Source organism: Synechococcus sp. CC9902, assembly GCF_000012505.1.
Taxonomy (GTDB): domain Bacteria; phylum Cyanobacteriota; class Cyanobacteriia; order PCC-6307; family Cyanobiaceae; genus Parasynechococcus.
Map to the genome: position 1 here is coordinate 270,401 of NC_007513.1, position 11,294 is coordinate 281,694.

Annotated in this window: 10 protein-coding genes and 1 tRNA gene; 6 read left to right on the top strand and 5 right to left on the bottom strand. The window is 58.5% G+C overall.

Annotated features, from left to right (window positions below):
• The first annotated feature begins 7 nt into the window (after nt 1-7).
• The gene (locus SYNCC9902_RS01230) at nt 8-1,516 is read left to right on the top strand and encodes a TM0106 family RecB-like putative nuclease (RefSeq protein WP_011359092.1); all 1,509 of its coding nucleotides are present in this window, start codon (nt 8-10) and stop codon (nt 1,514-1,516) included.
• Here the strand turns inward: SYNCC9902_RS01230 and SYNCC9902_RS01235 are convergent.
• Both SYNCC9902_RS01235 and pyrE read right to left on the bottom strand, forming a co-directional pair.
• A complete protein-coding gene (locus SYNCC9902_RS01235; protein ID WP_011359093.1) occupies nt 1,495-2,292 on the bottom strand; it encodes a YgfZ/GcvT domain-containing protein in 798 nt (265 codons plus the stop codon). The genes SYNCC9902_RS01230 and SYNCC9902_RS01235 overlap by 22 nt on opposite strands.
• Nucleotides 2,289-2,873 carry an orotate phosphoribosyltransferase gene (gene pyrE, locus SYNCC9902_RS01240; RefSeq protein WP_011359094.1) on the bottom strand — a complete coding sequence of 195 codons (585 nt, stop codon included), beginning with the start codon at nt 2,871-2,873 and terminating at the stop codon, nt 2,289-2,291. Before pyrE ends, SYNCC9902_RS01235 begins: the two co-directional genes overlap by 4 nt.
• A 21-nt stretch (nt 2,874-2,894) precedes the next feature.
• Between pyrE and SYNCC9902_RS01245 the strand changes: the two genes are divergently transcribed.
• The 4 genes from SYNCC9902_RS01245 to SYNCC9902_RS01260 all read left to right on the top strand — a co-directional run bounded on the left by SYNCC9902_RS01245 (nt 2,895) and on the right by SYNCC9902_RS01260 (nt 5,888).
• Nucleotides 2,895-3,461 carry a hypothetical protein gene (locus SYNCC9902_RS01245; protein WP_011359095.1) on the top strand — a complete coding sequence of 189 codons (567 nt, stop codon included), beginning with the start codon at nt 2,895-2,897 and terminating at the stop codon, nt 3,459-3,461.
• A gap of 12 nt (nt 3,462-3,473) precedes the next feature.
• A tRNA-Ile gene (locus SYNCC9902_RS01250) sits at nt 3,474-3,546 on the top strand.
• Nucleotides 3,547-3,559: 13 nt separating this feature from the next.
• Nucleotides 3,560-4,843, top strand: a complete 1,284-nt coding sequence (locus tag SYNCC9902_RS01255) for a hemolysin family protein (RefSeq protein WP_011359096.1) — start codon at nt 3,560-3,562, stop codon at nt 4,841-4,843.
• 37 nt (nt 4,844-4,880) lie between these two features.
• Nucleotides 4,881-5,888 (top strand): Gfo/Idh/MocA family protein, encoded by a 1,008-nt coding sequence (locus SYNCC9902_RS01260; RefSeq protein WP_011359097.1) that lies wholly within the window; start codon nt 4,881-4,883, stop codon nt 5,886-5,888.
• Nucleotides 5,889-5,910: 22 nt separating this feature from the next.
• On the opposite strand, the gene SYNCC9902_RS01265 is transcribed toward SYNCC9902_RS01260, so the two are convergent.
• Entirely contained in the window at nt 5,911-9,093 is a 3,183-nt protein-coding gene (locus SYNCC9902_RS01265; protein ID WP_011359098.1) for a glycoside hydrolase family 15 protein, read from the bottom strand.
• A 48-nt stretch (nt 9,094-9,141) separates the two neighbouring features.
• On the opposite strand from SYNCC9902_RS01265, the gene SYNCC9902_RS01270 reads away from it, so the two are divergent.
• On the top strand, nt 9,142-9,876 hold the full coding sequence (locus SYNCC9902_RS01270) for a WecB/TagA/CpsF family glycosyltransferase (RefSeq protein ID WP_011359099.1): 735 nt from the start codon (nt 9,142-9,144) through the stop codon (nt 9,874-9,876).
• A gap of 5 nt (nt 9,877-9,881) precedes the next feature.
• On the opposite strand, the gene SYNCC9902_RS01275 is transcribed toward SYNCC9902_RS01270, so the two are convergent.
• On the bottom strand, nt 9,882-10,025 hold the full coding sequence (locus SYNCC9902_RS01275; protein WP_037987809.1) for a photosystem II reaction center protein K: 144 nt from the start codon (nt 10,023-10,025) through the stop codon (nt 9,882-9,884).
• Nucleotides 10,026-10,057: 32 nt separating this feature from the next.
• Nucleotides 10,058-11,176, bottom strand: a complete 1,119-nt coding sequence (gene tgt, locus SYNCC9902_RS01280) for a tRNA guanosine(34) transglycosylase Tgt (protein ID WP_011359100.1) — start codon at nt 11,174-11,176, stop codon at nt 10,058-10,060.
• Between the last annotated feature and the right edge of the window lie 118 nt (nt 11,177-11,294).

Here is an 11,294-nt window from a genome sequence, read left to right on the forward strand (position 1 = left end):
TCAGCGGATGGGTGCCACCCCGCTCGCCGACAACGTCCTGACGGATCGGCTGCTGCGCAGCTGGTTGCGTTGCCGCCGAAAGGCATGGCTGGATCGCCATGGAGATGCAAATCAGCGGCGATGGACCGCGCATCGCAACCTGCTGCTTGACGATCAGCAGAGATCATTTGTTGCGTTGCTTCCCCATAAGCCAGGTCATGGCCTAGCGGCCTGTGCTGCTGGTGATGAAGGGGTGGTGGGGTTGCGTTTTAAAGGGGAAGGTCCTTCCGGTGAGCCCGTGGAGGCGCATCCACCGCTGTTGCTTCGGGTGGCGGGTCAAAGCCGCTGGGGCCCGTTTGCTTACCAACCTGTGTTGGCGCGCCAGGGGAGGCGGATCACGAGGGAACATCAACTGCCCCTTGCCCTAATGGGCCATTTGTTAGAGGCCTATCAAGCTGGCCCTGTACCTGAGCTTTTGGTATTGGGTGGCGGTGGGCGTCGCCTGGAGCGGGAACGGATCAGGCTGACGAGTGGGCTGCGAAAACAGCTCAGCGAAGCGCTTCGGAAACTCAATGCAGATTTAGAACGGCCTCAACCACCAGCCTTGGCGGCGGATCGTCGCAAGTGCACGCTGTGTAGTTGGCGTGAAAGCTGTAGCCGTGTTGCTTCGGCGGATGGCCATCTCAGTGAGGTGAGTGGCATCGGCGCAAAGCGGCGAGAGATGCTTCAGGAGCTTGGGGTCCATGGCCTCAACGACCTCGCGTCGGCCAATCCAGAACGTTTAGCCGTTGAGATGGAACGGTTTGGCGAACAACATGGGGACGTCGCTCGAGTTCTCGTTGCCCAGGCCGTTGCCCAGCGCGATGGCCTGGTGGAACGGTTGGATAGCACCTTCGCTTTGCCTGAACTGCAGGGGGCGCCTGGGGTTCTGCTCTACGACATCGAGTCCGACCCCGATGCGCGACACGATTTTCTCCATGGTTTTCTGCGTTTGCCGCGTCAGAGCGATGGTCGTTGGGATCTTGCGGCCGCCACCTATCACCCGCTTCTTGTCATGGCTGAGCATGGAGAACAGCGCAGTTGGCTTCGACTGCAACGTCTGTTGAGTCGGTACGACGGTTGGCCGATTTTGCATTACGGCGAAACAGAAACCCTGTCCCTTCGTCGCCTGGCCCAACGGCAGGGCGCGTCAGATGCGCAGTTGCGTCGATTGAAGCGACGTTTAGTGGATGTGCACGCCAGGATTCGGAGCCACTGGCGATTGCCACTCAGCAGCTATGGGCTCAAGTCGGTTGCGGCTTGGCGCGGGTTCCGTTGGAGCCAGTCCGGTGTGGATGGTGCGCGGGCTTTGCTCTGGTGGCGCCAATGGTTGGGGGAAGGGCCGAAGCGTCGAGGCTCGCGTCATGGTTTGGCGTGGATTTTCCGGTACAACCAAGACGATTGCCGAGCCACTTGGGCTGTGGCGGAATGGCTTCTTAAAGAAGATGATCGGCTCAAAACAGGGTCGGATACGGATCAACCGACCGCTGGGCCCTGATCAGCGGGCAGGAGGTTCATTTGCACGGTCTCGCCGTCTGAGCCATCCAGGGTTTCCGCTGAAAGATGTCGACGACGCACCAAGGCAAGGCCGATGGAACCTTCCGAGGTGTCGAGCACGCTGGTGATCGTTCCTGCTCGTTCGCCGTTGGCGCGCAAGGTGTCGCCCACAGACAGCACCTGGTTGCAGATCCATCCCCTGAGTTCCTGCTTGGCTCCGCCGAGGTTGGCGAGTTTGGCCACGGTTTCCTGGCCGAGATAACACCCCTTGCTCAGGCTCACGTGATCAGACAACCCCAGCTCTAGTGGATTGGCATCAGCGTTCAACTCTCCAGGGCCAAAGACCAGTCTTTGTTCAATCCGCCAGCGCTCAAATTGCTTTGGGTTAGCAGGATTGCTGGTCCAGTTCGGCGGCAATTGGGAATCATCGTCGAGCCACAGCGCGGCACTGGATGTGCTGAGGCGTTGAACACGGCGTTGTTCCGCTATGGGTTGCAAGCGCACTCGGTCTGCCGGAAAAATCACTTGATCGAATCCCCTCGCCACGGCCGTCGCGTCGCCAGCCAGAACGAGCACATCCGCACCGTTGGCCCGTAGGCGAAGTTCCAACAGGGCTCGCAATCGACCCGTCGCGGTGAGCCAGCAGGTTTGAACCAAATTTCCCTCAGGGGTATCGGCCACATCTGCGCTGGTTTGGCCCTGCAGAAAGTTGCGGGTTCCTTCTCCCTCGAGCTTTAGCAATGGGAAGGTTGCATCCCAGTGAAGAGCCCCATTCATTGGTTGAGTTCGGCTGCAAAGGCTGAAATCTCGGATAAACGGAACAGGCTGATGAGCTCGAGTTCCGCGGCGTCCATGGCTGCCGCTCCTCCCTCTTCGCGATCCACGATCGTGATCACACGGTTCACGACGTAGCCAGCTTCGCGCAGTTGGTTCACGGCTTTGAGGGATGAACCCCCGGTCGTCACAACGTCTTCCAGCACCGTGATCAGAGCACCGGGCTGCGGGAGAGGTCCCTCAAGCCAGGCCCCTGTTCCATGCCCTTTCGCGGCTTTGCGCACGATCAATGCGTCCAGGTCGCGGTGGGCCAAGGAGCCCGCCACAGCCACTCCGCTTACGAGAGGGTCCGCCCCAAGGGTGAGGCCAGCCACGGCAACGGACTGATCCTCCACGTGGCTGAGCATTGCCGTGCTGATCAGGAGTAGCCCTGTCCCACTGAGGCTCACCGGCTTGCAATTCACGTAGTGCTCGCTCTGGCGTCCAGAGGCGAGGGTGAAATTGCCGCGTTTGTAGGCCGATGTGGCCAAGCGCCGCATCAAGTCGCTGCGCTGCTCCTCGGTGAGTCCGGGCGAGGTGGGCATGGGACTGGCCAGTGGTCACAGATGTCCTTAGTTTGCGCTGAGAAGGGACAGACGTTTGCCTCGCCGGGTATGAGGAAATTTTCAGCGTTGCTGACGGCCTGCATGGCCACGGCGGTTTCGGAGATGGCGCTTTCCCAGATGGCTGTCCCTGTCATGGCTGGTCCGGTGATGTGTACGACCACCCTTGAAGCGCCGGATCCTTCTGCCGGTTCTGGCTTGGTGCCTGTGGAAGTCACCACCTGTGGCCCTACCGAAACGACATCCGCATTGCTCAACCGGCGGATGTTCACCTGGACAGCGCCCTTTGTTCGGGGCATTGATGTGACCCATCAAATCACCGACCTTTTGGGAATTGCGGTGGCTGGCACGGGTGGTAACCAGCTGATGGGCTTTGGTTTCCCTGATCAAACGATTGTTTGGGACGCTTCCGCGATTGAGAACACCGTTGAGGCGTTGATCGAAGAGCAGAGCCCCCTGAGCGCATGGCGAACCCAAGACATTTCCAATGGCTTTGGCTCCAGCCTTTCAATGGAGCAGGGGCAACCTCCGGCACAAATGGAGATTCCATTGGTGACACCCCTGTGGTAACACTCCTGGGAGGGGGGTCTAGCAATCTGGTGAATGCAGCGAACTCATAATTCGCCTAAGGCGGGTTCGATCCCCGCGACCCCCATTGACGTCACTTGATGCGGCTTTTCTTACTAGCTGTTTTGTTGGTTTTGCCGGCATTCTTCGCTGCGGCGGAGGTTTCGCTGCTGCGCTTACGGCCGAGTCGGGTCGAGTTGCTCGTTGAAGAAGGCCATGCAGGGGCCCAGGCGATCCAGCGATTGCAGAGAAGGCTGCGGCGGGCGCTCATGGTGTCTCAGCTTGGAGCCACCTTGGCTTTGGTCTCTCTTGGCTGGGCCGGTCGAGGTTTGGGTGGGCGTCTTTGGTCCGATGGATCGCTCGGTGTGGCTTGGCGGGACGCCTCGTTGTTTGTGCTGATTGTGTTGCTGGCCACATTCCTCGGGGGGCTGTTGCCAAAGGCGTGGGTGCTGAATCGTCCGGAAAAAGCAGCTTTGCGTCTGGCGCCGTTGCTCGAAGTGGTGATGCGCTGTCTGGCGCCGTTGCTCAATCTGCTGGAGGCTGTTGCTGGCTTGCTGATGCGGCTTTTAGGACTAGCGCCCCAATGGGATGTGTTAGTGCCAGCCCTATCAGCTGGTGAGTTGGAAACCCTCGTCGAGTCCGGCCGGGTAACGGGATTGTTCCCTGATGAGCGCAACATTCTTGAGGGGGTTTTTGCGCTTCGGGATACTCAGGTGCGAGAAGTGATGGTGCCGCGTTCCGGCATGGTGACGCTGCCCGCTAGCGTTTGCTTTGCCGAGCTGATGGAGGCGGTGCACCACACTCGTCACGCTCGTTTCCCTGTGATCGGTGAATCTCTCGACGATGTGCGTGGGGTGCTGGACCTGCGGCAGATGGCTGAACCGATTGCGCGGGGACAGCTCGAGTCCAATTCGCCCTTGGAGCCCTATCTCCAACCCGCCGTCCGGGTTTTGGAAACCTCAACCCTGGCCGAGTTGCTTCCCATGATTCGCAGCGGTCAGCCCCTGCTTTTAGTGGTGGATGAGCATGGCGGCACCGAAGGGCTTGTGACCGCCGCTGATCTCACGGGGGAAATTGTTGGCGATGACGTTCAAGACGAAACCGATGAACCGGAATTGCAGGCCGAAGAGGGTCGATCTGGTTCCTGGTTGGTGGCTGGAGAACTTGAGATCTTTGAGTTGAATCGGCAGCTCGACTTAGACCTGCCTGAAGCCGATGACCATCACACCTTGGCGGGCTTTCTGTTGGAACGGCTCCAGCACATTCCTGCACCAGGAGAGGCCTTGAGTTTTCAGGGTCTGCAGTTTGAGATCACCGTGATGGCAGGACCACGGATTGATCGTGTTCGCTTGATTCTGCCGAACTTGGACGAGGTTTCTGACTGAAGGCCGATAGTCTTCCCACATCTTTCTTGGCTAGCCGATGTCTGCCGACCCCATCGTTCCGGTAAAGGTCGGGGTGATCGGCATCGGCAACATGGGCTGGCATCACGCCAGGGTGCTCAGCCTTCTTCGCGACGCTGACCTCATTGGTGTTGCTGATCCAGACCCTGAACGTGGCCACATGGCCACCGAACAATTCGGTTGCCGTTGGTTTGCGGATTACCGCGAGATGTTGTCTGAGGTTGAAGCGGTCTGTATTGCAGTGCCGACATTGCTGCATCACCCGGTTGGTTTGGCCTGTCTCCAAGCCGGGCTGCACGTTTTGATCGAAAAACCGATCGCCGCCAGCCAAGACGAAGCCACGGCACTGATCAATGCGGCCCATCAAGCCCATCGCCTCTTACAGGTGGGGCATATCGAACGGTTTAACCCCGCCTTCCGAGAACTCATCAAGGTGGTGGCGAATGAAGAGGTCGTGGTCTTGGAAGGCCGTCGTCATAGCCCCCATTCCGATCGGGCTAACGATGTGTCGGTGGTGCTCGATTTAATGATTCACGACATTGATTTGGTCTTGGAGCTGGCCCAAGCTCCAGTGGTGCGATTAGCGGCTGCTGGAGGTCGTAGTGCCGAGGGGCCTATTGATTACGTGAATGCCACGCTTGGTTTTGAGAACGGGGTGGTGGCAAGCCTGACGGCTAGCAAGATGAGTCATCGCAAGATCCGCAGTTTGAGTGCGCACTGCCGTTCGAGCTTGGTGGAAACGGATTTTCTCAATCACACCTTGCACATTCACCGTCGTGCCCATGAGTGGGTCTCTGCCGATCACGGAGAGCTGCTGTATCGAAACGATGGATTCATTGAAGAGGTCAGCACCACGTCGATCGAACCTTTGTATGCCGAACTGGAACATTTCCTCCAGTGCGTGCGAGGACGGGAAACTCCAGCGGTGGATGGTCTTCAGGCTTCAAGAGCGCTCAAGTTGGCTGATTTGATCGAGCAGGCTGTCGAACACCCCGACTCTGGTCATCCGCTTGCCGCACCGATTTAATGCGGACTTGATCGGCCCCGAATCAGACCAGGCTGTTTTGCTCAGTGAGCTCCTTGAGGGCAATCACCTGCCAGCGTCGACAATCTCCAGGTGAGGCCAGGTAGAACTGATCCCAGGCTTGAGCTTTGTGCTTCGCATATTCATCGACATCCATCGATGGATGTGAGTGTTGCCATCCCACCCGCACCGCATGGCCAATCACCACATCGAGTGCCAGATCATCATCGAAGCGCACGTCAGCGTTGGCTTCCACGAAAGCCATGAGCGACAGCAAACATTCACAGCACAATTGGCGGTATTCCGGAGCCTCGATTCGGCTTAAGAGGTGATCGACCAGGGTTGCGAAATTACGTTCCCCTGCCGTCTTTTCAAGAACAAGACGGCTATTCAGTCGGTTGCGGCGTTCCAATTTGTCGCCGATCACGAGGCCGCGGCAGTGCTGCAGCAAGGACCAAATCCCCGCGTAGAAATCGCGCGGCACTTTTTGGAGTGAGCCGAGACGAATTCGATGTTGCAGCCAATCACCGTTGCCAGGACGGCGTTCCAGGGGATCGGGCACCGTCCATTGCACACGCCCGCTCACATGGAGCTGCTCACTGCGTTTGAGAGCGGCTTTGGCATGGTCGACATCGGTGAGCACGGAGCGAAGACGGCTGCGAATCCTGTGGGGCGGTTCGCAGCAGAGGATCTCAAAAGCCTCGTCCTGACTCAGGCTTTGTTCCCCTGAAAGTTCGGATGTGAGCAGCAACAGGAGTTGTCCGAGCTGCAGGGTGAGGCTCCCGTCGAGCAGCGTTGGCTCGCGTCGGACCATGCTGTCCAGGGCGAGCAAGAGCTCTTGCTCCAGCATTCGCTCGCGGGCATCAATGCCGCTGGTGCGTTCGATTCGTTCCGCGATCGCGGTGCTGTCTTGCGGTTGGCTTAGACGGGACTCTCCTGTGTAATTGCGACCAACCACGACTTGTTTTTGGCGAACAAGCAAATCGGTGAGGGCATCTTCGAGTTGGGGGTGCACCATGCCCATGGCGCCCGCACAACGACGCACCACATTCCAGTCTTGGCAGCGCAGGCCGTGTTGATACACCTCCGCCAGTAGCTGCCGCAGCTCGATCGGGCGCTCTCCAGGACGGAGCTGCACTTTTTGTGAGCCCAGACGGCGTTGGAGAAGTTCCAGCACCTCCGCTTGTTCATGCAACAAGGAACTTCTCGATAGCCGCTTCGTGAGCTGCTCAATCGAGGTGTCATCGAGTTCTTGCTCTTCTGCTGCGGTGAGGTCGCGAAGGTCCGTGGCATCGCGGAGCACGATGGATGGAGTGATGTTTGTCGAATTAAGGGGGGCTTGGTTGTTTGGCAAATCGACCCATTGCCCCTGTGCTGCTAGTCGACTGAGGCAGTCGCATTGCACTGAGATGGTCTCGAGGGAGCCGCTCTCAAGCTTTTGACAAAGTTGGAGGTAGATCTCGGGATCTTGGTGGAAGAGTGCGCTATTGACGGGAATCACAAGCAGAGGCAATCCGCTCCCTCTCCAGTGGCGTTGCAGTAAGTGCAGCTCATCGACAACGCTCTCGAGTAGTTGCTGCGTGTCATCCGCGAGGTAGCTGTTGCTGTCTTCTAAAACAGTCGGCGTGAACACTAGTTGTTGGCCGTTGTGTCGGTAAAACCGAGCGGTCTCTTCGGTTTCGACTCGATGTCCTGGGCGGCCGCTGAGGCCGAGGCGTTGGTTGTTGCCCGCTGATTTCAGGTGGTTTTTGAGGGCGGAGGAGGAATGGATGCTGATTGTTTCCTCCGCATCGACGGGACAGCCAGCGGCGATCAGCGCCTCCCGCACGTCGGCTGTTTGAGGCGCAAAGGCCACCAGCACTGAATCCGCACCGAGCGCTGCGGGTGTGCGTCGGTTGCAGGGATCGATATCAGCGGGGGTGATTAAGCGTTCCAGCAGCATTTCTCCGAGCCAGGCCAAGCTCTGGGTCCAGATCAAGGGAAGGTTGGTGTTGGCGATACGGCGTTGGCTGCCGGGGGTGCGGCGCTCGTCTTCGATGGCACTCCTCTCCACCAGATAAAGCTCGGGATACAACGCGTCTCCGTTTGTTTGAACGGCCAGCGTTTTTAACTTGGCGTGCCAGGTTTGCGCGTCATCCCAACGCTGTTCACAGCAGGCTGTGACCAGTTCGAAGGCGAGGAACAGGGGCCATTCCGACTCAATTCCTTCGAACTCGGAAAGCTCTTCAGGCTCGTAGTGCAGTCGGCTCGCATCTTCCACGACGGTTTGATGGCCGTCTCTGAGAAAGCGTTTGTAGCCGTAATGGCCTCCAAGTTCCCGCCGGATCCGCCGCAGGGTTCGATCCACCAGGTCCGAGTCCTCCACGGCCCATGCCGGATAGCCCACCACCGATAAGCAGGCGCTATCGGCTTCTTTGCTGGCGGATTCCCTTGGCAGCAAGCCCACCAAGGCCCGCCGTAGACGCACGATCGCCCCTTGTGGAACCAGAACGCGGCAAGATCCATTTCCATGGGGTCCATAAAGATCAAGCCCATCGAGGGCTTCCAGGGCGGCTTTTGCCATGCCGATCGAGCTGGCATTGCGCTCGGGGCAACCATGGTTGGCCTTATCACCCCGCTCCCAAATGCCGTAATCCGGGATGCGGTACGCCCGAGCGATGTAGTGGATCAAGTTTTGAATGAAATCGGCTTCGTCCCGACTCCGGATCACGGCACATCCGCTCCGCGTCAGCTGAGCCAGCTGGAGAAGAAACAGCGATGTGGCATCGAGCTGCAAGTGACCCCAAGCGTCGTCGACGACGACGGGATCCCCCGAGCATCCGTCGTATTTCGCATGGAGTGCATCCAGCGGATTCAGGCTTGTTTTGAAGCGTTCAACCTTGTTCGCCTGGCGCAGCATGGAGCGCAACAGACCGCGCATGAGAGCAACGACGTGCTGCTCCAATTCCCAGGCTCTGGGGCTACTGCTCCCATCACGCCGACGGTGGGCGAGGGTGAGTCCCCAGACGCACTGGATGGAGTACACACAGTCGCGCACCCAGGCATCGCCGTAGTTGCCATGGATGGTGTGTGCCGTACTGGCGGGCAACAAGCCACTAATGGGATCCTGTCGTTCAAGGACCACCCTCTCGATCGCTCGATCGAGTCGTTCAAGAACCTCATCGCGACGGCTGTTGTCTTGGGGGAGTTCCGTCGTCGACAAAACCATGCCTGGCTCGATCACCACTTCTAAATTCTCCAACGCGGAAGGATGACCATGGATTCAGTCACGACAAGTCCTTATGACCATCGGCGCTGTCACGTGCTTGGTGTTCCAGTGGATGCTTGCCGCGATGTGCAAGCGGCTGCCTTAGGTCTCCATGCCAATGGAGGCGGACGCATTGTCACGCTCAATGCGGAGATGACGATGGCAGCCAGGGATGATCAGCAGCTTGGTGCTGCGATTCAAACGGCTCAGCTCGTGATTCCTGATGGCGCAGGCGTTGTTTGGGCCCTCTCCAAACAACGCGTGCATGTGGTGAAAAGTGCAGGGATTGAATTGGCTTGGAGCCTGTTGAGCTATGCGGCCTCCCATGGCTGGCGCGTGGCCTTAATCGGTGCATCCCCCGCGGTGATGGAGTCGCTCAGAATGTCCTTGCCTCAGAAGTTTCCGGGCCTCAACCTGGTTTTCGCCGTTGATGGTTATCAATCGGATCAGGCATGGCCCGGTTTGGAATCAGAGCTCAAGATTCTGCAAGCCGATTTGGTCTTAATTGCTCTGGGCGTGCCTCGCCAAGAAACCTGGTCACAACGGGTCCAGCAAGGACAATCCGGGTTGTGGATGGGAGTTGGTGGAAGCTTTGATGTTTGGGCCGGTACCAAAAAAAGAGCACCCAACTGGATGTGTCGGATGCAAATCGAGTGGCTTTATCGACTGCTCCAAGAGCCAAGCCGATGGAAACGCATGTTGGCGTTACCGGCCTTCGTTTGGCAGGTCGTCAAAACTGGCTGAAGAATTCAGCGGAAACCAACGGATGCTTGCCACACAAAGGCAAGCAGCAGGAAAAACACCGGGATCAAGGGAAGGATGTCGATCAGCGGTGAGAAGGCTTGATAGGCCTCGGGCAGCTGAGCCATCAAATCGAGGGTAAAGGCGGCCATCCCTAGCGTTAAACAGGCATTGAGGTTGGACGCTACCACGTGTGATGGGCTGGTGAGTCCTCTTGCCAGGGAGCGAAATCCTCTGAAAAACAGCCGTCTTGGATGGCTTGAGCCATGGCATTGGTGAATCGCACCAGATGCGTGATGTTGTGCAGGCTCAGCAGTGTGAGTCCCAGGAGCTCGTCGCTGCGAATTAGATGGTGGATGTAAGCGCGGCTATGGCCCGTACAGGCCAAACACGAACAGCTGGAATCAAGGGGCGTGTGGTCATTCCTGAAGCGGGCATTGCGGAGGTTCCAGCGTTCTCCACCCACCAGTGCTGTGCCATGGCGGCCCAGGCGAGTGGGGAGTACGCAATCGAATAAATCGATGCCGTTGGCGACGGCAACGGCCATCTCACGCAACGTGCCAATCCCCATGAGGTAACGGGGTCGATCCAGCGGTAAGAGCGGACCGATGTCGCGCACGATTCGATGCATGTCGTCCGTCGGTTCGCCCACGCTGACGCCGCCGATGGCGATGCCAGGAAGGTCGAAGGCGGCGACGGCTCGAGCGCTTTCGCGACGGAGGTGGGGGAAGCAGCCACCTTGAACGATGCCGAACAGGGCTTGGTCGGATCGGGTATGGGCATTGACGCAGCGTTCAAGCCAGGCGTGGGTGCGTCGACAGGCATCTTTCACATCGTTTTCTGTTGCTGGGTAGGGCGGACATTGGTCAAAGGCCATCGCCACATCAGCGCCAAGGGCCATTTGAATGTTGGTGGCATGCTCTGGCGTCATGTCGATAGTGCGCCCATCTCGCGGGTTGCGAAACACCACCCCTCGTTCATCAATCTTGTTCAGATTCCCGAGGCTGAAAACTTGGAATCCCCCTGAATCGGTGAGCATGGGTCCATCCCACCCCATAAACCGGTGAAGGCCTCCAGCCTCTGCGACGACTTGTTCGCCGGGTTGAAGATGCAGGTGATATGTGTTTGACAGCACCATCTGGGCTCCCGTGCGGGCCAGTTGCTCTGTGCTGATCCCTTTCACTGTGGCCAGGGTGCCCACAGGCATGAACCGCGGGGTCTGCACCGGGCCATGCGGGGTGTGGAAGCAGCCACATCGCCCCTTCGTGTGGGGGCAATGGGCGCTGATCTCGAAGTTGAACACGGCGGTCATCCCGCTTTTGCTGAACCTAAGGTTCAGCCGATCCAGGCTTACCGCTAAACGTCATGGCAGATCGGTGGTTTTCTGGTGTCGACGAAGCGGCTGATTAAATTTTTTGGAA

Excerpts from the sequence above, each read along its gene's own strand:
- SYNCC9902_RS01235 (WP_011359093.1), bottom strand. The coding sequence starts at position 2,292 with ATGAATGGGGCTCTTCACTGGGATGCAACCTTCCCATTGCTAAAGCTC.
- pyrE (WP_011359094.1), bottom strand. The coding sequence starts at position 2,873 with ATGCCCACCTCGCCCGGACTCACCGAGGAGCAGCGCAGCGACTTGATG.
- SYNCC9902_RS01260 (WP_011359097.1), top strand. The coding sequence starts at position 4,881 with ATGTCTGCCGACCCCATCGTTCCGGTAAAGGTCGGGGTGATCGGCATC.
- SYNCC9902_RS01230 (WP_011359092.1), top strand. The coding sequence starts at position 8 with ATGGGTGCCACCCCGCTCGCCGACAACGTCCTGACGGATCGGCTGCTG.
- SYNCC9902_RS01245 (WP_011359095.1), top strand. The coding sequence starts at position 2,895 with ATGTCCTTAGTTTGCGCTGAGAAGGGACAGACGTTTGCCTCGCCGGGT.
- SYNCC9902_RS01275 (WP_037987809.1), bottom strand. The coding sequence starts at position 10,025 with ATGGCCGCCTTTACCCTCGATTTGATGGCTCAGCTGCCCGAGGCCTAT.
- SYNCC9902_RS01255 (WP_011359096.1), top strand. The coding sequence starts at position 3,560 with ATGCGGCTTTTCTTACTAGCTGTTTTGTTGGTTTTGCCGGCATTCTTC.
- SYNCC9902_RS01270 (WP_011359099.1), top strand. The coding sequence starts at position 9,142 with ATGGATTCAGTCACGACAAGTCCTTATGACCATCGGCGCTGTCACGTG.
- SYNCC9902_RS01265 (WP_011359098.1), bottom strand. The coding sequence starts at position 9,093 with ATGGTTTTGTCGACGACGGAACTCCCCCAAGACAACAGCCGTCGCGAT.